This is a genomic window from Bradyrhizobium sp. CCBAU 21365 (genome assembly GCF_015291305.1).
GTDB classification, from domain to species: Bacteria; Pseudomonadota; Alphaproteobacteria; order Rhizobiales; family Xanthobacteraceae; genus Bradyrhizobium; species Bradyrhizobium elkanii.
In genome coordinates this window covers 2,808,339-2,830,013 of the sequence record NZ_CP030036.1, presented here as the reverse complement: position 1 = coordinate 2,830,013, position 21,675 = coordinate 2,808,339, and the positions used below count along the sequence as shown (strand labels likewise).

Sequence of the window (21,675 nt, the reverse complement as noted above, 5' to 3'; positions counted from 1 at the left end):
GGTCCCATGGCCAGCACTCCGCGCTACGCGATCTATTATGCGCCGTCACCCGACAGCGCCCTGCACCGCTTCGGTTCGACGCTGCTCGGCTACGATGCCGTGTCGGGCGACGACCTGCCGTTTCCCGATGGCGTCACGCCCGACTGGCGCGAGGTCACCGAAGATCCGCGCAAGTATGGATTCCACGCCACGCTGAAGGCGCCCACCGCGCTCGCCGCCGGTCGGAGCGAGGCCGAGCTTCTCGATGCCTGTGCCGCCTTCGCCGGCCGCGCGCGGCGCATTCCGGTGATCGAACCGGTGGTCGATGCGATCAGCGGCTTCATCGCGGTGATTCCGGCCGGCCGCTCGGACGAGCTGCAACAGCTTGCCGCCGATTGCGTCGCGGAATTCGACGCGTTCCGTGCCCCGCTGACGGCCGCGGATCGCGCGCGGCGCAAGCCCGAGAAGCTCACCGCGCGGCAACGCGACTATCTCGACCGTTGGGGCTATCCCTACGCCATGGAGGAATTCCGCTTCCACATGACGCTGACCGGACGGCTGAGCGACGAACGGCGCGGCCCGATCGTGGCCCAGCTGCGCGAGCGGTTCGCGGCGATCGAGCTTGCGACGCTGGCCATCGACCGCATCGCGCTGCTCAAGCAGGCCGACAGCGCATCCCGCTTCCGCATCATCGGCAGCTGGCAACTGCGGGCGAGCTAATTTGGCTTCGCGAGCTCGGCCAGCAGCCACTTCTTGAATGTCTGCAGCGCGCGACTGCGCTGCGCGCCCGGCGGATGAACCAGCCAATAGCTGCCGGTGACGTGGCCGACCGGCAGGAGCCGGCGAATCGCGCCGCGCCGCTCGCTTTCCCCGATAAAGGGTTCGAGCGCGAGCGCAACGCCCGCGCCTCGTTCGGCGGCCTGCAGTGCGGCCACAAAGCTGTCGACCGAGATCGCGCGCGTTGCGGGCGGCACGGGCTCGCCGGCATGCTTGAACCAGAGCGGCCAGGCCGCGGGGAATGTCGTCACATGGATCAGGACGCCACGGCCGAGATCGGCAGCGGTGCGCAGCTTCAACCGCCGGGCCAGCGCCGGCGCGCCGACCGGAACGGTCCTCACCTCCATCAAGCGATGCGCGACGACGCCTTCGGGCTTGTCGGGCCCGAAGCTGATGCCGACATCGAATGTCTCGGCGTCGAAATCGACATTGCGGTTCGAGGTCTCGATCGCAAGATCGAGCTCGGAATGCCGGGTGAGGAACGAGGATAGCCGCGGGATTAGCCAAGCCGACGCGAACTGCGGCAGCACCTTGAGCCGTAGCCGGCGCTGGCCGGCCGCCTCGACCGCCGATTCCGCCTGCGCCAGCAGTGCAAACGCGCGACCGGTCGCAGCCGCCAGCTTCTCGCCGGCATGGGTCGGCCGGACCGCGCGATGGGCGCGGTGAAACAGCGCGGCGCCAAGATGGATTTCGAGATTGCGAATGCGATGGCTGATCGCCGAGGCGCTGACATTCAGCACGCCCGCGGCCTCCTTGAAGCTGCCGAGCCTGACTGCGACATCGAACGCCTGCAATGCCAGCAGATGCGCCGGCCGGAGGCTTGCAGCAGCGAGGTCTTCCCTCCCTTGCGACAGCGACCGGCGCCCCGGCCTTGGGTTGTTCCTGCTCATCAGCCGATCCTAGCGGCCGGGCCCCGTCGATGTCGCGCGGAAAAATTGTTCGCATGAATTTCATTCATCCGAACCCGGCTCGTTTCGCTTGTCGCCTGCAGGGCAATGGGCGAATCTGCCCCTCGAAACGGACCGGCGGCAAGCCCGGCCAGCAGAGCGGGAGGACGGCGATGACGGCACAGCTCGCGGACGAAGCATCCATCGTCGACCGCATCCTCAGGCATATCGATGCCAAATCGACCGATCTCAGCGACGGCATCTGGCACGAACCCGTCGCGCATTATCTGGCGCAGGATCGCTTCGCGGCCGAGATCGAACACGTATTCCGCCGCACGCTGACGCCGTTCTGTCCGTCGGCCGCGCTCGCCGAGATCGGCGCCTATGTCGCGCGGGACGCGGCGCTGACGCCTGTTGTCGCGATCCGTGGCGCGGACGGCGTCGCGCGCGCCTTCCGTAATGCGTGCCGGCACCGCGGCGTGCAACTCGTCGACGGGGCCGGCTGCAAGAAGGCGCTCACCTGCCGCTATCACGGCTGGACCTACGGTCTCGACGGCCGGCTGCGCCGCATCCCCGACGATTACGGCTTTCCCGGCCTCGACAAAGACACGCATGGGCTCGTGCCGGTCACCTGCATCGAGCGCAACGGCCTGGTGTTCGTCTCGCAGGACGATCCCGCCGCGACATCAGAGGCCGGCGGCATGCCGACGCTGTTCGGTGACGACTGGAAGCTGTACGCGACCACCGCGCAGGAGGTCGAGGCCAACTGGAAGATCGTCGCTGAAGGGTTCCTCGAAGGCTATCATATCCGATCGACGCATCAGGACACGTTCTATCCGCTGCAGTACGACAATCTTAATGTGATCGAGCCGTTCGGCCGCAACAGCCGGATCAGCTTCCCCTATCGGCGCATCGAGAAGCTGCGCAACGTACCGCCGGGCGAGCGCAGGACGGCCGGCATGCTGACGCATGTCTATCATTTGTTTCCGAACGTGATGCTCTCGACCTTCCCGACCAATCGGCTAATGGCCGTGCTCGAGCCGCTGGCGGTGGACCGCACCCGGCTCGTCACCTACACGCTGTCGAACCAGATCGCCGCGGAAGATGGCCGCACCGCGGTCGCCCAAGGACGCGATTTCGTCACCGCGGGCGCGGGCGAGGACCGTGAGATGGCCTGCGCGGCGCAGCGCGGGCTCGCAACCCGGGCAAATGCCCAATTCACCTTCGGCCTGTTCGAAGGCGCGATCAGGCATTTTCACCAGAACCTGGCCGCGATCATCGAGAGCCGTACTGGCGCACGTTGATCCGACCGCACTGCTGAGGACCGAGCATGCTGGACCACCCGACCGTCAAATACCGAACCGAGCAGGCCGTCGCGATCGTGACCATCGATCGCTATGACGAGGCGCGCAATGCGGTCAATCCGGAGACCGCGCAGGGGCTGGCGCAGGCGTTCCGCGCCTTCGATCGCGATCCGTCGCTGTCGGTCGCGATCCTGACCGGCGCGGGCGGCGCGTTCTGCGCCGGCTTCGACCTCAAGCGCACTGCGGCCGGCCATCGCGGCCACCGCGTCGAGAACGGCGATGGCCCGATGGGCCCGACGCGGATGAAGCTGTCGAAGCCGGTGATCGCCGCCGTCGAGGGCCCCGCCGTGGCGGGCGGCCTCGAGCTTGCGATCTGGTGCGATCTTAGGGTCGTCGCGCGTGACGCCACCTTCGGCATTTATTGCCGGCGCTTCGGCGTACCGTTGATGGATCTCGGCACCGTGCGCCTGCCGCGGCTGATCGGGCACAGCCGCGCGATGGACATGATTCTCACCGGACGCGGCGTCTCCGGCGAAGAGGCCGGACGGATCGGGCTCGCCAACCGCGTGGTCGTCCCCGGCACGGCGCTGGCCGAAGCGCGCAGCCTCGCCCATGATCTGTGCCGCCTGCCGCAGGCGGCGTTGCGCAGCGATCGGCTCTCCGCGATCGAGCAGTGGGGGCTCGGCTGGGAGCAGGCTACGCTGAACGAGTTTCGCCTCGGGCTTGCGACGGTTGCGAGCGGCGAGACCGAGGCCGGCGCACGCCGCTTCGCGGCGGGCAAAGGCCGGCACGGCGATTTCGCCGACATCGCCTGAGAAACCGATTGCAGCGGCGGTGCTACTCGTCCACCCGGGTTCGGTCGATGATCTCGGCGGCGCCCTTCTCCAGCAGTTCCATGCCGACGGCGCGGCCGAGTTCGCGCGGCCGGTCCGCGGGCCCGCGCCGCGTCACCTCGATGAAGCCGGCGCCGGCCTCGTCGAGCACGGAGGCGCGCAGCGTCATCTCGCTGCCCGCGAGCGTGGCGTGGCCGGCGATCGGCGAATTGCAATGGCCGTTGAGCACCCACAGCACCTCGCGCTCGGCCTCGGCGGCGAGCCGCGACTGCACGTTGTCGATCCCGGCAAGCCGCGCGCGCGTCGCCCAGTCGGTCTCGACGCATTCCACCGCGACAATGCCCTGGCCGACCGCCGGCAGCATCTCGCCGACCGAGAAATCATGCGCGATGCGCGCGGTCATGCCGATGCGCTCCAGGCCCGAGCGCGCCATCACCAGCGCATCCGCCGGCCCGACCTCGCCGCCGCCGGGCAGCCGCTGCTTGTCGCCCCGATCGAGTTTTGCAACTCGCGTGTCGGCGGCGCCGCGATAATGGATCACGGTCGCTTCCGGAAACAGCCGGCGCAGATAGGCGGCGCGGCGCACGGCGTTGGTGCCGATCATGAAGCCCTTGCCGCGCGCGGCGCGGAGGGTGTCGAGCGACAGGCCGGGACGCAGCACGAGGCTGTCATTGGCGGCATCGCGCGCCAGCATCGCCGCGAGGACGAGACCCGGCGTCTCCTCATTGCCCGGCACGTCCTTCAGCGAATGCATCGCCGCCTGCAAGGTGCCGGCACGCATGGCTTCGCGGATCTCGGCGACGAAGGCGCCGCCCTTGCCGCCATGGCGCAACAGCTTGCTGGTCTGGTCCTGGTCGCCGCGGGTCTCGAACTTGACGATGTCGACGGCAAGGTCCGGCGCCGAAGCGCGCAGCAGCCGCGCGACCTCATCCGTCTGCGCGAGCGCCATCGCGCTCTTGCGCGTCCCAATCCGCAAAACCTGTCCCGACACGAAAGCTCCGCTGCGCGTGATCATCAACGGCTGGGGATTAGAACAAAAGGCCAGTCAAAACAACGGTTTTTGCCCCTCTTTGGCCACGCTCAGACGAGCTCCTCGACAAGCTGCACCCCGGCCGCGCGCATCGCCGCGGTGGCGACGGCAAGCGAACCGCCGAGATCGATGGCGCGGCAGCCCGCCAGCACGACAATGGTCTCGAAACCGAGCCGCCGCGCATCGAGCGCCGAATACTGCACGCAGAAATCCGTCGCCAGCCCGGCCATCACGACGCGCCTGAGGCCGCGCTCGCGCAGATAGCCGGCGAGCCCGGTCGGCGTCTTGCGGTCGTTCTCGAAGAATGCCGAGTAGGAATCGATCGCGACGCGGAAGCCCTTGCGGATCACGAGCTCGGCCCGGTCGATCGCAAGGTCGGGATGAAACGCCGCGCCCGCGCTGCCCTGGATGCAATGATCCGGCCACAGCGTCTGCGGCCCATACGGCATGGCGATCTCGGAGAACGGCGCCGCGCCCGGATGCGAGGTCGCAAACGAGCTGTGGCCGGCCGGGTGCCAGTCCTGGGTCAGCACGACATGGTCGAACCGCGCGGCGAGCCGGTTGACGACCGGCACGACGGCATCGCCGTCCGCGACCGCCAGCGCACCGCCGGGGCAGAAATCGTTCTGCACGTCGATGACCAGCAACAGATCGTCGGGCGCAATCCTCATCAGGTGCCGATCCGCAATGACGCGCGCAGCTTGCGCAGGCAGGCGATCACCGACAGCGCGGTGATGCGGCCGGTCTTCGGGTTCTCCGAGGGGATGTTCTCGATCATCATCGAGAACCGGGCGGAATCGGAATCGACCTCGATCCGGTGGGTGTTGCGGGTCACGGTCGGATCCGCCCAGATCTCGACCCTTGTGCGGTCGGGGCCGATGCCGGCCAGCGACAGCGCCACCGCGACGTTGAGGTTGGCCGGAAAGCCCTTGGCGGCGTCGCGCGCACTGCCCTCGAAGATGCGCAGCGGCTCGGTGATGCCTTCGATCCGGATGTTGTTCTCGGCCAGATGCGGCGCACCGACCAGGCCCGCGACCGGCTTGCGCGTCACGAGCTTGGCCGAATGAATGGTCCCGACGGCCGCCGCGGTCACCGCATCGAGCCCGATCAGCGCGCCGGTCGGCACGATGATCTGGCCGCCATGGGCTCTCGCGAGATCGACGAGGTCCTCGTTCTGCAGCAGCGCGCCGACGCTGAGCACGACCGCGGTCTTGCCGCGCTCGACCACCGGCGCCACGATCGAACGGACCAGCTTGCTCGGCGCGCACTCGACCACGATGTCGGCGACCTCCGCCAGCTGCTCGATTGGCACCAGCTTCGGCGCCGACTTGAGCTCCGCCACCCAGCCGCGGTGCTTGTCCGGGCTGTTCGCCGACACCGCGACCAGCGTCAGGCCCTCGATGCCCCGATCGAGCGCCTTGGCGACGTCGGTGCCGATCGCGCCGAGGCCGGCGACCGCAACCCGTGTCTTTGCCTTGCTGTCAGCCATCATTTCCCGCCGGCGAGCATCTTGACCAGGCGATAGAGATACTCCTCGCCCTCGTAGAACGACTTGACGAGCACGCGCTCGTCCTTGCCATGGATACGGTTGTCGTCGACATCGGCGGCCAGCCCGGAATGACCATAGGTCGGAATCCCCGCGTTACGCAGATAGCTGCCGTCGGTCGCGCCGGTGCTCATGACCGGAACGATCGACGCATCCGGCCAGAACTCCTTCGACAGCCTCTCGATCGAACCCATGATCTCCTCGTTGAGGGGCGACGGCGGGCTCAGCACGGCCTTGCCGGTCGGAGCCACCGCGATCTCCTTGTCGGCGAGCACGCGCTCGATCGTCGCCTGCACGCCCTCGACCGGCTCGCCGGGCAGGATCCGGCAGTTCACCTTGGCGGTCGCCAGCTGCGGCAGCGCGTTGATGGCGTGGCCGCCCTCCAGCATGGTCGCGACGCAGGTGGTGCGGAGCTGCGCATTGTAGCCCGGATTCTCCGACAATCGCGCCAGCGCCGCCGGGTCGGGCCGCGGCGCCAGGATCGCTTTGATGTCGTCGGCATGCGACGTGTCGACCTCGGCGGTCTTGGTGAAATAGATCCGGGTGGTCTCGTTGAGGTTCATCGGGAAGCTGTAATTGGAGAGCCGCACCAGGCCTCCGGCGAGGTGATAGATCGCATTGTCCTTGCGCGGCAGCGACGAGTGGCCGCCGCGATCCTTCACCGTGAGCTGGTAGCCGATCGAGACCTTCTCGTTGGTCTGCACGCTGTTGCGGATCGCCTTGCCGCTCTTGAGACCGACGCCGCCGCCTTCATTGAGCGCGAACTCGGCGTCGATCAGGTCGCGGTGGTTCTTGATCAGCCACTGCATGCCGAGACCGTTGGCATCGAGGATCTCCTCGTCGGTCTCGAGCGCCACGATGATGTCGCGGTCGGGCTTGTAGCCCTCCTTCCTGTAGCGGATCAGATTGGTGATGAAGGCGGACGCCATGTATTTGTCGTCGCCGGAGCCGCGGCCGTAGAAATAGCCGTCCTGCTCGGTGAGCTTGAACGGATCGACCGTCCAGTCCTCGCGAAGCGCAGGGACGACGTCGATATGGGCGACCAGGAGGATCGGCTTGCGCGCGCCGGAGCCGTGCAGCCGCGCCACCAGATTGCCCTTGTGCGGCGCCGGCGAGAACACGTGCACGTCGGCCTCGGGGAAGCCCGCCGCGCGGAGCCGCGCGCCCATCGCCTCCGCCGCCTTCTGGGTATCGCCGGTCGCGGTGGTCGTGTTGATCTCGACCAGCTCCTGGTAGATGCCGCGGGCGAACTGCTGCTGCTCGGTCAGCCCCTGCGCCGCGGCGCCGGCTGCCAGCAGCACCGGACCGAGCGCCGCCGCGAACCGCAGCGATCGAACCGTGTCTCTAGCCTTGTGCGACATCATGCTCTCCCGGAATTCAGCCACCTGATTGGAGACGAATTCAGACAGGCGACACGCGCTTTGGCAAGACGGCGAGCCCTTCAATTTCCGCGCGCATGCTCCGCAGTTTCGCGCACGCTATTTGCAGTCCTTATTTCGAATCCTTGGCCGCGATCACCTCAATCTCGACCAGGAATCCGGGATTGGCGAGGGCGGCGACGCCGACTACCGAGCGCGCCGGCAGGTTCGGCTGGCTGCCGCCGAAGAACTGGGTGTAGCCCTCCATGAAGGCCTTGAAGTCCATCGGCGCGGACGCGTTGTGCACCAGGAATACCTGCATCTTGACGACGTCGCCCATGCCAAGGCCCTGGCCTTCCAGAATGGTCTTGATGCGGTTGAGCACGCCGACGGTCTGCGTCTTGGTATCGCCATAGGCCTGCGGGCTCGACGGATCGGCGTCCTTGTTGATCGCCGGGGGCACCTGGCCGCTGACATAGACGGTCGTCGTGTTGCCGGTGACGGTCACGGCCTGCGCGATCGGGAATGTCGAGTTGGGAATCGGATGCCTGACCACGTCAGCCGAGGCAGCGGTCGCCATCGCCGACAACGCGGCGCCCAGTGCGATACCGATGAATTTCATCAAACTCTCCCCGAGTGTTTTTGTCAGCGGCGGGCGTCCTGGACATCCTTGGTCGTCACCGCGTCCTCATAGTTATTGCTGAAGTGCGTCCGCAGATAATTCACAACGGCGGCGATCTGACCATCGGTCATCATGTCGCCGAACGCCGGCATGCCGCGGCGGCCATTGATGACCAGGAAGACCGGATAGCTGCCGGCCTCGAGATTCTTGTTGCCGGCCAGCGACGGGTACGTGCCCGCCCCGGTCGCGCCCGTCGCATCCGGCATGTGGCAGCCTTGGCACACATTGGCGAACAGCTCCTCGCCGGTCATCTCGACGAAGCGATACCCCGAAGAGAAGGTGCGCTTGCCCGCGCCGCTGTCCTGCCCAAGGGCTGCCGTCGCCGACAGCAGCGCCAGTGCAGCGGCGACGGATGTTGCGGTCCGCATCATCACGTCTTCACCACGCGTTCGTGCAGCCGGGAGATGACGTCGAGCGCGGACAGGATCGCGCCCTCCTGCCAGGCCGGCAGTTGCGAGGCGTGCTCGCCTGCCAGCACGATACGGCCGTCAATCTGGCAGAGATTGCGGTAATGCTGCGCGCGGGCTGCTTCGGTCCATTCGCCGGCGCAGCCGAGCGTGAACGGCACGCGATGCCAGGCCACCGCGACGCCGTTCTCGAATTCGCTTCTGTACTGCGGATGGATTGCGGCGCCGAACTCGACCGCGCTGGCGACCCGCTCGGCCGGCGTCATCGCGGTGAACTCGAAGGAATTGGCACCGCCATACATGTAGGCGCCGAGCAGGATGCCGCGGCCGCCGCGGTTGAAGCCATAGTTCGGATAGGCGATCTGCCGGATCGGCAGGTCGGTGTAGCTGATGCCGCCATAGATCGCGTCATCCTCCTCCCAGAACCGCCGCTTGAACTGCAGGCCGATCTTCACCGAGGCGGCATAGGGCACGGAGTCGATCGCACTCTTCATCGGCGCGCTGACATCGACCGGCAACTGGCTCAGGATCGGCAACGGGATGGTGCAGATGCACCAGTCGGCGGTCGCCTGCTGCACCGTGGATGGACTGGCGGTGTCGACATAGCTGACGGTGACGCCGGAGCCGTTCTGCTGGATCTGCGTCACCTTGGCGCCATAGCGGATGAGATCGCCGACCTCGCGCGCGAACGCCTTGCCGATCATGTCCATGCCGCCGACCGGCTGGAACATGGTGGTCTGGAAATCGTAGCGCGCGAAGGTCTGCAGATAGCGCCACATCCGCGACCGCAGCAGCTCCTGCAGCGGGATCGGGTCGCTGGGCAGCGGATCGCCCATCAAGCCGCCGCCGGGATCGCGCGCATAACCGCGGAACTCGGCCGACACGAGGTTGGCGTTGTACTTGTAGTCGCGATCCAGCGCGCCCCAGTCGCGCAGCGACTGCAGCAGGATCTCCTGATCTTCCTTGCCGACGGTCTCGTCGAGCCGGCCCTGCTGGGTGATCTTTGCGAGCAGCTCCGAAACCCCGCCCTGGAAATCCGCCTTGATGCTGCGAAAGCGCTGCGGCTTGCCGCCGAATGCACGCGTCGCGTGCAGATAGGCGTTGTGGTTGAGCTGGATGAAGGGTTCCAGCGTCACATTGAGCCGGCGGCAGTAATCGAGCAGCGCACGGTGATGATAGGGAATCCGCCACGGGCCGGGATTGAGATAGAGCCCCTGCTCGAACTGGCTGGTCTGCCTGAAGCCGCCGAGCTCGACAAAACTGTCGCCGCCGCGGATCGACCAGTTGCGGCCGCCCGCGCGGCTGTTGAATTCGAGGATCTGGACCTTGTAGCCGGCCTTGCGCAGCTCCAGCGCTGCGGTCATTCCGGCAAGCCCTGCGCCGAGAATCAGCACCGAGGCGCCCTTCACGTCGCCTGCGAGCTTCAGCGGCCCCTTGTAGGCGGATTCCGACGCGAAGCCGAGGCTCGTCATCGCGTGATACATCGCCGAACTGCCGGCAATGGTGCCGATCAGCGCCAGCAGATCTCGCCGCCTGATTACAGATTCGTTCTGCACCCGCGCTCACCCAGCCGCTGACGTCGATGGCGAAGGGAAACGGTTGACGCGATCCGTGTCAAGAAAGGGCGCACGCTTCCACATGCACCCACACGCGCTTTTGATGCATCACGCGACCGACACATCACACCACGCGTTCGCGATGCACGCGCCGGCAATCCATTTCGAAGTCGAGCCCAACCACCGGCGGCCGGTCGAAATGCCAGGTCAAGCCGTTGCGAAGCACGCCGCGGCGGCCGAGCTCGCTTTCCAGCACCGGATAGGCGTCGTGCACCGTGTAGAGCTGCACCGCGGTGGTGTCCTGCCAACGGCCGCCGAACGCGCTCATCCGGCGTTCCATCTCGTCAGCCACGAATTTCGCCTTCGCCAGGAGGCCGGCCGGGCTGGTGTCGCCGAGGGCGACGGTGTGATCCCGATAATTGGCCTTGCCCTCGACCGACTCGCCGCTGCCGGCGACGACAAAGCTGGTTGGTGCGTCCTTGGCGGCCGGCACCGTGTAGCAGAAGGCGTGGAAGCTCGGCTCGCCGGGTGGATCGAGCTTCGGACAGACATTGCTGCGCGCCACCGGATTGACGCCGTCCCGCATCACGCCCCAGGCCACCAGCGTCTTGATGTAGATTTCGTTGAAGGCCCTGAAGCCGTCCTCGGTGAACGGCGCCGGGGAACGCAGCTCGCAGGCGCCGAACGCCGTCAGCGGACGCCCCACCGCTTTGATGATGTCGGCAATCCTTGTAAAACCGGCGCGCAAGGGCACCGGTTCAGAGAAGCTGACGCGCTCGATGGCAAAGCCGGGCAGCGCACCGATGCCGCAGGAATACTGACTGACGCCGGGCATGAAGCGGTAGCCGCCGTCGGAAGCCTCGATGGTGTTGGTCATGGTGCCTCGTGAACACGGTGATGTGGCCGTCGCGATGACGTCCTGCTTGATTTCACCACAGCTGTCGTCCCTGCGAAAGCAGGGACCCATACTCCGCGGCGGTTGTTGTGGAGGGGACTTGCGGTTGCAGCACTGCTCAACAATGGCCATCGGTGGTTATGGGTCCCTGCTTTCGCAGGGACGACACTGAACTTGTTGCACGATCACCGGCGGAAGGGTTCACCTCCCTCTCACCTCTCACGGTCGTCCCGCGACTAGCCGGGCGGTCGTCGGCCGACAGCGATCGTCAGTCGGCCGGGATGAAGCGGAGTGTGCCTGCCCGGCGCGTCGGCTTGCCGGTGTCGTTCGTATGATTGACGCCGTCCATCACAGGCACCTCGGGGAAATCGAACGGGCTTACGCCGTCGAGGCAAGCCACGTTGACGGCATACAGGTTCTGGTTCGATCGCCGTTGATGATGGGTGTAGATTCCGCAGCGCGAACAGAAGAAGTGCTGCACCGATCCGGTATGGAAGCGGTAGCTTGTCAACGTATCCTCGCCATGCAGGACCTTGATCCCGCCCATTTCAGCCATGGCAACGACGGCGCCCCGCATCCGGCAGTAAGAGCAGGTGCAGCGGCGGATTGAATTGAAGTCGTCGCTGAGCGTCACCTCGAAACGCACTGCGCCGCAATGGCACTGGCCAGCCCGAACACCCGTGTCGCCCGTCATGTTGCTGCGTCTCCTGTCCAGATCGCCCAGCGAGGTCAACGCGCCGCACGCAGTGCGCTCGGAACCGCGCAGGAGCATGATCTGCCGACTGAGACCGATCTCAATCCGAACGTATCGTCAGGATCAGCGCCGGACAATCGATCAAAACTCGCGCATGATAGGAGAAAAACTCACGCGAAGGCTCGATGCAAATTTTGACGAGGCTAGTGCGATTTGGCGACGTAAGGGCAGCCGCCTTCATCAAGCGGGCGGAAGGCCTGATCGCCCGGCACCGTCGCGAGATACTCGTAGAGGTCCCATTTGCTCTTGGACTCCTCCGGCTTCTTGATGCGCATCAGATACATGTCATGCACCATCCGGCCGTCCTCGCGCACGAGGCCATTCTGGGCAAAGAAATCATTGACCGGGGTCTTGCGCATCTGCCCGATCACGGTTTCCGAATCGACCGAGTTGGTGGCGGCGACCGCCTTGAAATAGTGCCGGAGCGCCGAGTTGACGCCGGCCTGGTAGGCGGTCGGCATCGCGCCATGACGCTTGAAGAACTCCTGGGCGAAGACGCGTGTCTCCGGCGTGCGATCCCAATAGAAGGAATCGGTGAACAGCAGATCGTGCGCATGCGCGAGGCCAAGCGCAGGCACGTCGGTGAGCGTCACCTGCAGCGCGACGAGTTGCATGCTGGCGCGGATGTTGAACTCGTCGGCCTGCGACACCGCGTTGCGGAAGTCGGAACCGGCATTGGCGAGCGCCAGGATCTTGGCGCCGGAGGACTGGGCCTGCAGCAGGAAGGACGAGAAATCGGCGGTGTCGAAGGGGTGGCGAACCGCGCCGAGCACCTTGCCGCCGGCCGATGTCACGGCCTTGCTCGCATCGCGCTCCAGCGCCTGGCCGAACGCATAATCCGCCGTGAGGAAAAACCAGGGCGTGCCGCCGCGGGCCACCACGGCCTTCGCCGTCGCGTTCGAGGAGGCATAGGTGTCATAGGTCCACTGCACGCTGGTCGGCGAGCATTGCTTGCCGGTGAGGTCGGACGAGCCGGAGCCCGAGATCAGGAACAGCTTCTTGCGTTCGCGCGTCACCGTCTGGATCGCGAGCGCCACCGCGGAATTGACGCCTTCGGCGACCACGTCGACACCCTTGTTGTCGATCCAGTTGCGCACGATGCCGGTCGCCACGTCAGGCTTGTTCTGGTGATCGGCCGAAATGATCTCGATCTTGCGTCCGGCGACCGTGCCGCCGATTTCCTCCGCCGCCATTTGTGCCGCGATCACCGATCCCGGGCCATTGCCGTCGGAATATTGCCCGCTCATGTCGGTGATGATGCCGACCCGCAGCACGCCATCCTCCGCTCGGGCAGCGCCGGCCGCAAATGAGAGACACATGGCGGCCATTGCGATCAGGAGATACGAGCGTTTCGTGATGGACATTTCGTTCCCGGGTGTTTCGACGTTTCGGACGATCTCCTGAAGCAATCAGGGATCGCCGACAACCCCGTCGCCGGCATGGCGCCCTGCGATTCCGTTGAGAAATTCCGGGAGGAGGAACACAGCCATTGCGTCGACACACGCGAGGCCGATCATGCGAACGCCGCGACGAAATTTCGCCGCGGCGTGCACTGAATCATACCAATGGATCATGCGCTGTGGCGTGGAGATCGACTCAGCGCCGCTGCCACAATTGCCGCACCAGAATGCCGGCCTTGCGCTCGATCGCCTCGGCGGCGTCAAGACACATGTCCTCGCGATAGCGCGAGCCGACGATCTGGACGCCGACCGGCAATCCCTCATCGAGGCCGACCGGCACCACGGCCGCCGGCAGCCCAAGCACGTTCATCGACGAAATGAAGCGCAGGTCGTTCCAGAACAAATCCTTGACGCGCTGATCGCCGCCGAGATCGGCATTGACCTCCGGCGTCTTGCGCACCGTGGTCGGCATCACGACCAGTGGATACTGCTCGAGGAAGGTCATCCAGTTCCTGATGTGGCGCGAGCGCTCGGCGATCGCCTTCATGTAGCCGGCCTGATCGAGCTGATTGGCCAGCGCGATGAAGCCGCGGAACGTCTTCTGGAAGTCGGCGCTGGTGGTCGCCAGCATCTGGTCCTGCTGCAGCACGCGAACCTCGGTCATGATCAGGTCGCACCAGAGCTGCCAGACCTTGTTGAGGTCGGGGACCTCGACCTCGCTGACCGCATAGCCGGCATCGGCGAGATGATCCGCCGCCTTGCGCTGGAGCGCGATAACGCCGCGATCGGTCGCCATGTCCTCGGGGATCTTTGCGAGCGCGACCTTGATCGGCCCGGCCGGCTTCGGCCCCGTCAGCGGCGCCGGCACATACCAGGGATCGCGCGGATCGCGCTGCGCCATCACCTCGAGGCCGAGGCGCACGTCGGCGACGTGTCGCGCCAGCGGCCCTTGCGACGACATGAACTGCGCCATCAGCGGCCGCTCCGCCGTGGCGCTGGGATTGAACGCGGGAATGCGGCCCTGGGTCGGCTTGATGGTGGCAATGCCGTTGCAATGCGCCGGCCAACGCAGCGAGCCGCCGATGTCGTTGCCGTGTGCGATGGTGCCGATGCCGGCGGCGATCGACGCGCCGGCGCCGCCCGAGGATCCGCCGCAGGTCACGTCGGCATTCCAGGGATTGCGCGTCAGGCCGTGCAGCGGGTTGTCGGTGAAGCCGCGCAGCGAGAATTCCGGCGTGTTGGTGAGGCCGATGATGATTGCGCCGGCCTTCTTGAGATTGGCCGTCACCGGCGAGTCGCCCGGCGCGATGTTGTCCTTGAATGCCACCACGCCGTTCGAATTGGCCTGGCCCTCGACGTCGATGTTGATCTTGATCGTGACCGGCACGCCGTGCAGCGGCCCGACGGCGCCGCCCCCGCGCTTGCTCGCAGCCAGCGCCCCGTCCGCGGCCTTGGCGGCCTGCATCGCTGACGCGCCGAGATCGACCACGACGGCGTTGAGCGCCGGGTTGGCTTCCTGCATGCGGTCGAGATGGGCGCGGACCACCTCTTCCGAAGTCACTTGGTTGTTTCGGATCGCCGCCGCCGTGTCGACGGCGGACCATTGCCAGATCGGTGCGTTCGTCACGTGATGTTCTCCCATGATGTTCAGTGCTTTGTTGTTGGTTCAATCTCGCGGGTCGATCGGCGTCAGCCTTGATGCACGCGCCTCGATCAGCTCGGCCACTGCGAGACAGACGTCTTCCCGGAAGCGGCCGGCGATCACCTGCACGCCGACCGGCGCGCCGCCGGCGGTCCCGGTCGGCACGACGACCGACGGAAAGCCGAGCGCGGGCACCGCGAGCAGCGGCCGCTGCGCATCGAGCAGCGCGCGCACGACGTTCGCGTCTTCCTGATCCTGATCGAACCGGAACGGCAGTTGCGCCGAGACCGGCAGGATGATGACGGGACAGCGCTCCTGGAACAGCTGCCAGGCCCGCACGATCGCCAGCCGCTGCTCGAAACAGGCGAGCACCTGATCGCCGTCGAGTTCGGGCGCGTAGGCGATATGGCACTCGAGGTTGTAGCGGCTCCGATCGTCGCCGAACTTGCGGATCATCGGCGCCAGCACGCGCCGCTCCTCATTGATGACGAGGCGATGCCAGAGATCGGCGGCCTCCGCGAGCCGCGGCGGCACGGTCTCCTCCACGGCAAAGCCGGCCTCCGCGAGCCGGCGCCCGGCGGCACGCACCGCTGCGCTCGCCTCCGGCGCCTCGTCGCCGAACGGAGCTGCTGCAATCGCAACGCCAATCGGACGCTTGAGCTCTGGACCTTGCAGGGGCACCGGCAGCCAGGTGCCGTCGCGCGCGTCCGCCTGGGCCATGGCGGCGAGGCCGATGCGCAAGTCGGCGACCGAGCGGGCAAGCGGCCCCTGCACCGACATCATCTGCGCGGTGATCGGGCGATCGCTGGTTGCCGACGGATTGAACGCGGGGATCCGTCCCGGCGTCGGACGGAGGCCGGCGACGCCGCAGGCGTAAGCCGGATAGCGGATCGAGCCGCCGAAATCATTGCCGTGTGCGATCGCACCCATGCCGGAGGCAACGGCCGATGCGGCGCCACCGCTGGAGCCGCCCGGCGTCAGCCGACGGCTCCACGGATTGTAGGTCGCGCCGTGCAGATCGTTGTTGGTGAACCAGCGGTGCGAGAAGGCCGGCGTGTTGGTGCGCCCGACAATGACGGCGCCCGCCTTGCGAAGATTCGCGACCACCGGGCTGTCCTCGGTGGCGATCACGTCGCGAAAGGCAACGACGCCGTTGGTGGTGGCGCAGCCGCGCTGGTCGACATTGACCTTGATCGTCACCGGCACGCCGTGCAGGACGCCGAGCTCCGCGCCTGACTTCACCGCGACGTCCGCCGCGTCCGCGGCGGCCAGCGCCTCGTCGGCGAGCACAGCGACAATGGCGTTCAATGCCGGATTGACCTCGGCGATGCGATCGAGACTGGATTGCACGGCTTCCCGGCTGGAAATCGCGCGCGTCGCGATCGCACGCGCCAGATCGACGGCCGACCAGCTCCACAACTCATTCTCGCGCCGCGTGTCCATTGTCGTTTTCTCCAGGGCGTGATGCAGCAGTCGGCCGATGCGGTTCAGTCGAGCCGCAACGGCTGGTGAAACACGGGCAGATCGATGCGCCGGTCTTCCGCGGGAACGACCACCGCCTCGGCGCTCAGCACATGCTCGAGCATCACACGCCGGGCGCGCGCGGCATTGCCGGTGCGGAACGCGGCCAGCAGACGCTTGTGAAACTCGATGTTCTCGCAGGTGAAGGTGGATGCGAATTCCTGGACGCCGAGCTTGCCGATCAGATGACGGATCGCCTCGTTGACGAACCGGCACATCAGGCCGAGCAGCGGGTTGGGACAGGCCTCGATCAGGATGTCGTGGAAATCGATCTCGGCGTGGCGATGATGTTCCCAATCGACATCGCCGTCGGGATGATGCTCCTGGACCGCGATCGCCTTTTCCAGTGCGGCGAAATGCGCTGCCGTGAGGTGGCCGACCACGCTGAAGGCGAGCTCCGGCTCGATCAGCCGGCGGATCTGGTAGATCTGCGCGGTGCTGGTCGACTGGAAATAGAAATAGTTGCTGAGCAGGCCGACGATCCGGTTGATCGACACCGGCGCCACCCGCGCGCCGCCGCCGGGGCCGGTGGTGTTCTGCACCAGCCCCTGCACTTCCAGCGATTTGAGCGCCTCGCGGATGGTGGAGCGGCTGCAGCCGAACATCTCGATCAGCTCCCCCTCCTGCGGCAGCCGGTCGCTCGGCTGCAAGCCGGCCTGGAAGATGTGGCTGCGGATCAGGTCGGCGACGGCGTCCGAGCGCTTGCGCTTGATCGAGGCGCGGCGCGAAGGGTCGAGGGACGGGAGAGCCGATTTATCCATTTTATGATCATAAATAGGATCGCGATCACTTTGCAAGCCGGTTGAAGCGGCCCTTCTCCGGACCTCGCGATGCCGAACCCGCCATGCGACCGGGGGGCGAAGCGCCTACGCGGTCAAAGGGCCGACCGGATGCGGGGAGATGGTGATGAGAGGAGTCTGCGGAGCCGAGGCGGCGTCTCGCTTAAAGCGGACTATGGTTCACGGTGTGGCGCATCTGGCGACAAAACCCTTCGACGAACTGAGCAAGCGCCTCGAAATTGACCAGCAGCCTTTCGGCCTGCTCCCGGTCAGCCGAACCGGGTGCAAACGAATCCGACAAACGCCGTTGACGATCTACACGATCCCGGCACGTTGCGGCCCTGCTCTCGGCAAACTCCAGTTGCTCGCGTCGCCGGCCGAGCTTGTCTTCTTCCTCGAGCAGCCGCTTGTTGAGCATCGATCTCGTGTTGGTTGGAACGTCCGGGCGCTTCAGCAGATCCAGGTAGTGGTCGATGTTTGCGCGCGCGGTATACTCGTTCACGTATGTGCCTCCGGCCAGTCGCAGTCTCGGTCGGCGAGGCTTGGCTTCAACACTCAGGAGCTGCTCGATCTCAGCCAGGAGTTGGCGAAGCTCATCGGTCGAAAACCCTTGCAGGGCATCGTGGACCTGGCTTCGGGTGCTTTCCGGATCGACGGCGTTGTCTTCGGCCATTGGCGTACGGCAAAAATCAAAAGTAAAGCCCTGTCAGGCACGCACCAGATCAACAAATCAACGGCAGCATTTGCGTTCAGTCCAGATCGAACGATCCCCGCGCGAACAATGATTTCCGTTATCGCGCGCGCTCGCGAATCCAATGGCGCTCAAGATAAGTTACAGGCGGAACATCGCCTAGTGCAATCCGTGCCAGCCGCGCTCTTGCGCCAACCATCGGCCAAGTCTTGGTTGCCGCATCGTTAAGGCCAGAACAGGCCGCCACCGAAGAGCAGCATGTGAGGAGGCAAGCGACGGAGAATCCGGATCGCTCAGCCGTGCGCGCGCTGCGCCTCGAGGCCGCGGCTGTAGCGCGACATCGCAAAGCAGAACACGAAGTAGATCACGCCGACGAACACATAGACCTCGACGCTGAAGGCCTGCCAGGCCGGATCGACGATCGCGGTCTTGGCGGTGGTCAAGAGATCGAAGATGCCGATGATCAGCACCAGGCTGGTGTCCTTGAAGAAGGCGATGAAGGTGTTGACCAGCGGCGGGATGACGTGGCGGATCGCCTGCGGCAGCACGATCAGCGCGTTCTTCTCCCAGTAGGACAGCCCGAGCGCGTCGGCGGCCTCATATTGTCCGCGCGGCACCGCCTGCAGACCGCCGCGCACCACTTCCGCAAGATAGGCGCCGGCATAGAGGATGAAGGCGATCTGGGCGCGCAGCAATTTGTCGATGTTGACGCCGTCCGGCATGAACAGCGGGAACATGACGCTCGCCATGAACAACAGGCTGATCAGCGGCACGCCGCGGATCAGCTCGACATAGAGCACGCAGAGCGAGCGGATCGCCGGCAATTTCGAGCGGCGGCCAAGCGCGACCAGGATTCCGAGCGGGAAGCCAAACGCCAATCCGAAGGTCGCGAGGATCAGCGTCACCGGCAGCCCGCCCCAGCGGTCCTGCGTGACAAAGGACATGCCGAGAAAGCCGCCCCACATCAGGCATCCGATCGCGATCAAGGAAGCGGCCCACAGCAGGAACAGCTCCTTGCGCCAGAAGCTGCGGCGGCTCGACACCACGAACAGCGCGATAAAGATCACGACCGCGAGCGCCGGCCGCCACTGTTCGCTGAACGGATAGGTGCCGAACAGGATGAAGCGGTACTTCTCGGGGATCACCGCCCAGCAGGCGCCGACGCCGCGCAGCGCGCGGCAGGCGCTGGTGTCGTTGCCTGAGACGATCCAAATCGCGTTGGCGATGCCCCATTGCCAGAGGCCGATGCAGGCCTTGGCGAGCACGAACAGCAGCAGCAGCGTCATGATGCTCGACGTCACGGACGCGAACAGGTTGGCGCGCAGCCAGGCCACGATCTGGCCGCCGAGCGTGCGCTGCGCGCGGCGCCGGCCGATCGGCAGCGGATCCTGCGGGAGATGTGCGACCGAGCTCATGTCAGCGCTCCACCAGCGCGATCCGCGCATTGTACCAGTTCATGAACAGGCTGATGCCGAGGCTGATGGTGAGGAACACCATCATGATCAGCGCGATCGACTCGATCGCCTGCCCGGTCTGGTTCAGCGTGGTGTTGGCGATCGAGACGATGTCCTGGTAGCCGACCGCGACCGCGAGCGAGGAATTCTTGGTCAGGTTCAGATACTGGCTGGTCATCGGCGGGATGATGACGCGCAGCGCCTGCGGCAGCACGATGTGCTGCAGCACGAAGCTGCGCTTCAGTCCGAGCGCCTTGGCAGCGTCCGACTGGCCGCGCGGCACCGCCTGGATGCCGCTGCGCACGATCTCGGCGATGAACGCCGACGTATACGTGACGAGCGCGATCAGCAGCGCGAAATATTCCGGCGCCAGGGTCAGGCCGCCGACGAAGTTGAAGCCGCGCAGCTCGGGCAGCATGACGCTCCAGCTCGCACCCAGAAGCCACGACACCAGCGCCGGCAGCGCGATGATGAGGCCGAGCGCATAGGGCCAGGCCGGCCGCGCCTTGCCGTCGAGCATCTGCTGCGCGATCAGGCGGCGCCTGACGATGATGAAGACGATCACGCCGGCGACCAGCGCAACGAGCGTCCAGGCATTGGCCTCATGCAGCGGCACCGACGGCAGCACCAGGCCGCGGTTGGACAGATAGACTCCGTCGACCGGCTTCCAGGCCTGGCGCGCCGCCGGCAGGCCCTGCATCAGCACGTACCAGAACAACAGCTGCAGCAGCAGCGGCAGGTCGCGCAGCACCTCGACATAGACGGCGGCGAGCCGCGCCAGCAGCCAGTTCGACGACAGCCGCGCGATGCCGACCAGCGTACCGATCACGGTCGCCAGCACGATGCCGATGACCGCGACGCGCAGCGTGTTGACGACGCCGACGATGAAGGCGCGGAGATAAGTGTTCTTCGGCGTGTAGTCGATCCAGCTGTCGGCGATCGGCATGCCGGCTTCACGGCCGAGGAAGGCAAAGCCGGTCGAGATGCGCCGCACCGAGAGGTTATGGACCGCGTTCGACCACAGCCAGGCGACGACGGCGACCGCGATGGCGACCACCAGGATCTGCCAGAACAGGCCCGCGACGCGGGGATCGCTGAGCGAAAGCCGCCAGGGCCGGGCGGGAGGGCGTTTCGGCGTCGATGTCGTCACAGCACAAGGACCCCAGTGAGAAGCGATCTTCTGCCATGCGCAAGAGCGTTTTCGAGCGAAGCCGACACCGGTTCGCGTGAAGAAAACGCGTCAGCCTCAAATCCTGCGCGCGTCATATGTTGCACCAAATTAATATTTGTGCAACATATGTTTCATGGCCCAGGCCCAGCCGAAACCATCGCCCCTCAACGAATTGTGCAGCGCACTACCGTCGCTGCCGATGCGCTTGCAGGAGGTCGGCCGGTTCGTCGCCGCCAATGACTATGACGCCACCACCCGCTCGATGCGCGAGCTCGCCTCCGTCGCCGGCGCCGATCCTGCCTCATTCACCCGTCTTGCCAAGGCACTCGGCTATTCCGGCTGGGACGAATTGCGCGCCGCGCTCACCGAGGCGCGCCGGCCGGCACAGGGCTCGCCGTTCTCCGGCCGCGCCAGGAGCCGCCGCGCCGGGCCGAATACCGATGTCAAACTGGTGCACGACAAATTGGAGGCCGAGGCCGCGGGCCTTGCGCGGATTTCAGCGAGCGCGATCGCGGAAGCCGCGCGTGCGCTGCACTCGGCTGACCGGATCTGGATATCGGGGTTTCGCAGCTGCCGCAGCGTCGCGGAACTCTTGACCTATCAGCTTCGCCTGTTCCGCCCCGATGCCGTGCAATTGGTCGGCGGCTCCGGCCCGTTCGATCTCGACCACGGCGCCTTCCGCTCGGGCGACGCCGTGGTCGTGATCGGCTTTGCGCCCTACACTCTGGTCAGCGTCGAGACGGCGCGCGCCGCGCATCAGGCGCGTGCTGCGCTGATCGCGATCGCCGACACCATCAGCGCGCCGATGGCCGAGGGCGCCGATCATCTGCTGCTGTTCGAGGCCGCCTCTTCCCCCGGCTTCTTCCCGAGCCTCACCGGCGCGATCGCGGTGGCGCAGTCGCTTGCCGCCGTCGCCTTCACGCTGGGCGGCGCCGGGGCAAAGCGCAAGCTGGAGGAGACCGAGGGCCGGCTTGCCGAGATGTCGCAATATTTTGTCGAGAAAGGATGA

22 protein-coding genes are annotated in these 21,675 nt (G+C 66.1%); 5 read left to right on the top strand and 17 right to left on the bottom strand.

The genetic code is table 11. The features are described 5' to 3' along the window. The first annotated feature begins 6 nt into the window (after positions 1-6). Complete coding sequence (locus XI02_RS12980) at positions 7-699, top strand: DUF1045 domain-containing protein (protein WP_172648411.1); 693 nt, start codon at positions 7-9, stop codon at positions 697-699. On the opposite strand, the gene XI02_RS12975 is transcribed toward XI02_RS12980, so the two are convergent. After that, complete coding sequence (locus XI02_RS12975) at positions 696-1,646, bottom strand: LysR substrate-binding domain-containing protein (RefSeq protein ID WP_244980734.1); 951 nt, start codon at positions 1,644-1,646, stop codon at positions 696-698. The genes XI02_RS12980 and XI02_RS12975 overlap by 4 nt on opposite strands. A gap of 170 nt (positions 1,647-1,816) precedes the next feature. On the opposite strand from XI02_RS12975, the gene XI02_RS12970 reads away from it, so the two are divergent. Both XI02_RS12970 and XI02_RS12965 read left to right on the top strand, forming a co-directional pair. After that, positions 1,817-2,947 carry an aromatic ring-hydroxylating dioxygenase subunit alpha gene (locus tag XI02_RS12970; RefSeq protein WP_244980735.1) on the top strand — a complete coding sequence of 377 codons (1,131 nt, stop codon included), beginning with the start codon at positions 1,817-1,819 and terminating at the stop codon, positions 2,945-2,947. Between the two features lie 26 nt (positions 2,948-2,973). Continuing rightward, positions 2,974-3,762 (top strand): crotonase/enoyl-CoA hydratase family protein, encoded by a 789-nt coding sequence (locus XI02_RS12965; protein ID WP_172648413.1) that lies wholly within the window; start codon positions 2,974-2,976, stop codon positions 3,760-3,762. A 22-nt stretch (positions 3,763-3,784) separates the two neighbouring features. Here XI02_RS12965 and hemC read toward each other — a convergent pair whose 3' ends face one another. The 14 genes from hemC to XI02_RS12895 all read right to left on the bottom strand — a co-directional run bounded on the left by hemC (position 3,785) and on the right by XI02_RS12895 (position 17,852). Then, the gene (hemC, locus tag XI02_RS12960) at positions 3,785-4,795 is read right to left on the bottom strand and encodes a hydroxymethylbilane synthase (protein ID WP_194483405.1); all 1,011 of its coding nucleotides are present in this window, start codon (positions 4,793-4,795) and stop codon (positions 3,785-3,787) included. A 65-nt stretch (positions 4,796-4,860) separates the two neighbouring features. Then, positions 4,861-5,481 carry a bifunctional nicotinamidase/pyrazinamidase gene (pncA, locus tag XI02_RS12955; RefSeq protein WP_172648415.1) on the bottom strand — a complete coding sequence of 207 codons (621 nt, stop codon included), beginning with the start codon at positions 5,479-5,481 and terminating at the stop codon, positions 4,861-4,863. Next, entirely contained in the window at positions 5,481-6,299 is an 819-nt protein-coding gene (locus XI02_RS12950; RefSeq protein ID WP_172648416.1) for an aspartate dehydrogenase, read from the bottom strand. The genes pncA and XI02_RS12950 overlap by 1 nt, the downstream gene beginning before the upstream one ends. Next, positions 6,299-7,717, bottom strand: a complete 1,419-nt coding sequence (locus XI02_RS12945) for a M20/M25/M40 family metallo-hydrolase (RefSeq protein WP_245164046.1) — start codon at positions 7,715-7,717, stop codon at positions 6,299-6,301. The genes XI02_RS12950 and XI02_RS12945 overlap by 1 nt, the downstream gene beginning before the upstream one ends. 130 nt (positions 7,718-7,847) lie before the next feature. Further along, on the bottom strand, positions 7,848-8,336 hold the full coding sequence (locus XI02_RS12940) for a RidA family protein (RefSeq protein WP_197971322.1): 489 nt from the start codon (positions 8,334-8,336) through the stop codon (positions 7,848-7,850). 23 nt (positions 8,337-8,359) lie between these two features. Then, positions 8,360-8,764 carry a cytochrome c gene (locus XI02_RS12935; protein WP_172649223.1) on the bottom strand — a complete coding sequence of 135 codons (405 nt, stop codon included), beginning with the start codon at positions 8,762-8,764 and terminating at the stop codon, positions 8,360-8,362. A gap of 2 nt (positions 8,765-8,766) precedes the next feature. Beyond that, positions 8,767-10,359 carry an NAD(P)/FAD-dependent oxidoreductase gene (locus XI02_RS12930; RefSeq protein WP_016846403.1) on the bottom strand — a complete coding sequence of 531 codons (1,593 nt, stop codon included), beginning with the start codon at positions 10,357-10,359 and terminating at the stop codon, positions 8,767-8,769. Between the two features lie 124 nt (positions 10,360-10,483). Then, positions 10,484-11,236 (bottom strand): hypothetical protein, encoded by a 753-nt coding sequence (locus XI02_RS12925; RefSeq protein WP_172648419.1) that lies wholly within the window; start codon positions 11,234-11,236, stop codon positions 10,484-10,486. A 286-nt stretch (positions 11,237-11,522) separates the two neighbouring features. After that, positions 11,523-11,948: a GFA family protein gene (locus tag XI02_RS12920; RefSeq protein WP_026192428.1), complete on the bottom strand. Its 426-nt coding sequence runs from the start codon at positions 11,946-11,948 to the stop codon at positions 11,523-11,525. A gap of 203 nt (positions 11,949-12,151) precedes the next feature. Further along, the gene (locus XI02_RS12915; RefSeq protein ID WP_018270335.1) at positions 12,152-13,372 is read right to left on the bottom strand and encodes an ABC transporter substrate-binding protein; all 1,221 of its coding nucleotides are present in this window, start codon (positions 13,370-13,372) and stop codon (positions 12,152-12,154) included. Positions 13,373-13,604: 232 nt separating this feature from the next. Beyond that, entirely contained in the window at positions 13,605-15,050 is a 1,446-nt protein-coding gene (locus XI02_RS12910) for an amidase family protein (RefSeq protein ID WP_194483404.1), read from the bottom strand. A gap of 24 nt (positions 15,051-15,074) precedes the next feature. Further along, positions 15,075-16,493 carry an amidase family protein gene (locus XI02_RS12905; protein WP_194483403.1) on the bottom strand — a complete coding sequence of 473 codons (1,419 nt, stop codon included), beginning with the start codon at positions 16,491-16,493 and terminating at the stop codon, positions 15,075-15,077. Positions 16,494-16,537: 44 nt separating this feature from the next. Next, positions 16,538-17,332 carry a FadR/GntR family transcriptional regulator gene (locus tag XI02_RS12900; RefSeq protein ID WP_172648420.1) on the bottom strand — a complete coding sequence of 265 codons (795 nt, stop codon included), beginning with the start codon at positions 17,330-17,332 and terminating at the stop codon, positions 16,538-16,540. A 181-nt stretch (positions 17,333-17,513) separates the two neighbouring features. After that, positions 17,514-17,852 carry a hypothetical protein gene (locus tag XI02_RS12895; RefSeq protein ID WP_244980736.1) on the bottom strand — a complete coding sequence of 113 codons (339 nt, stop codon included), beginning with the start codon at positions 17,850-17,852 and terminating at the stop codon, positions 17,514-17,516. 81 nt (positions 17,853-17,933) lie between these two features. On the opposite strand from XI02_RS12895, the gene XI02_RS12890 reads away from it, so the two are divergent. Beyond that, positions 17,934-18,269, top strand: a complete 336-nt coding sequence (locus XI02_RS12890; RefSeq protein ID WP_172645842.1) for a hypothetical protein — start codon at positions 17,934-17,936, stop codon at positions 18,267-18,269. Positions 18,270-18,334: 65 nt separating this feature from the next. Here XI02_RS12890 and XI02_RS12885 read toward each other — a convergent pair whose 3' ends face one another. Beyond that, on the bottom strand, positions 18,335-19,456 hold the full coding sequence (locus XI02_RS12885) for an amino acid ABC transporter permease (RefSeq protein ID WP_016843332.1): 1,122 nt from the start codon (positions 19,454-19,456) through the stop codon (positions 18,335-18,337). A gap of 1 nt (position 19,457) precedes the next feature. Continuing rightward, positions 19,458-20,645, bottom strand: a complete 1,188-nt coding sequence (locus XI02_RS12880; protein WP_172648422.1) for an amino acid ABC transporter permease — start codon at positions 20,643-20,645, stop codon at positions 19,458-19,460. A gap of 154 nt (positions 20,646-20,799) precedes the next feature. Here XI02_RS12880 and XI02_RS12875 point away from each other — a divergent pair, with 154 nt between their 5' ends. Further along, positions 20,800-21,675 carry a MurR/RpiR family transcriptional regulator gene (locus tag XI02_RS12875; protein WP_172648423.1) on the top strand — a complete coding sequence of 292 codons (876 nt, stop codon included), beginning with the start codon at positions 20,800-20,802 and terminating at the stop codon, positions 21,673-21,675.

Coding starts and splice junctions, on each gene's coding strand:
- XI02_RS12980 (WP_172648411.1), top strand. CDS start 7: ATGGCCAGCACTCCGCGCTACGCGATCTATTATGCGCCGTCACCCGAC.
- XI02_RS12975 (WP_244980734.1), bottom strand. CDS start 1,646: ATGAGCAGGAACAACCCAAGGCCGGGGCGCCGGTCGCTGTCGCAAGGG.
- XI02_RS12970 (WP_244980735.1), top strand. CDS start 1,817: ATGACGGCACAGCTCGCGGACGAAGCATCCATCGTCGACCGCATCCTC.
- XI02_RS12965 (WP_172648413.1), top strand. CDS start 2,974: ATGCTGGACCACCCGACCGTCAAATACCGAACCGAGCAGGCCGTCGCG.
- hemC (WP_194483405.1), bottom strand. CDS start 4,795: ATGATCACGCGCAGCGGAGCTTTCGTGTCGGGACAGGTTTTGCGGATT.
- pncA (WP_172648415.1), bottom strand. CDS start 5,481: ATGAGGATTGCGCCCGACGATCTGTTGCTGGTCATCGACGTGCAGAAC.
- XI02_RS12950 (WP_172648416.1), bottom strand. CDS start 6,299: ATGGCTGACAGCAAGGCAAAGACACGGGTTGCGGTCGCCGGCCTCGGC.
- XI02_RS12945 (WP_245164046.1), bottom strand. CDS start 7,717: ATGTCGCACAAGGCTAGAGACACGGTTCGATCGCTGCGGTTCGCGGCG.
- XI02_RS12940 (WP_197971322.1), bottom strand. CDS start 8,336: ATGAAATTCATCGGTATCGCACTGGGCGCCGCGTTGTCGGCGATGGCG.
- XI02_RS12935 (WP_172649223.1), bottom strand. CDS start 8,764: ATGCGGACCGCAACATCCGTCGCCGCTGCACTGGCGCTGCTGTCGGCG.
- XI02_RS12925 (WP_172648419.1), bottom strand. CDS start 11,236: ATGACCAACACCATCGAGGCTTCCGACGGCGGCTACCGCTTCATGCCC.
- XI02_RS12920 (WP_026192428.1), bottom strand. CDS start 11,948: ATGACGGGCGACACGGGTGTTCGGGCTGGCCAGTGCCATTGCGGCGCA.
- XI02_RS12915 (WP_018270335.1), bottom strand. CDS start 13,372: ATGTCCATCACGAAACGCTCGTATCTCCTGATCGCAATGGCCGCCATG.
- XI02_RS12910 (WP_194483404.1), bottom strand. CDS start 15,050: ATGGGAGAACATCACGTGACGAACGCACCGATCTGGCAATGGTCCGCC.
- XI02_RS12905 (WP_194483403.1), bottom strand. CDS start 16,493: ATGGACACGCGGCGCGAGAATGAGTTGTGGAGCTGGTCGGCCGTCGAT.
- XI02_RS12900 (WP_172648420.1), bottom strand. CDS start 17,332: ATGGATAAATCGGCTCTCCCGTCCCTCGACCCTTCGCGCCGCGCCTCG.
- XI02_RS12885 (WP_016843332.1), bottom strand. CDS start 19,456: ATGAGCTCGGTCGCACATCTCCCGCAGGATCCGCTGCCGATCGGCCGG.
- XI02_RS12875 (WP_172648423.1), top strand. CDS start 20,800: ATGGCCCAGGCCCAGCCGAAACCATCGCCCCTCAACGAATTGTGCAGC.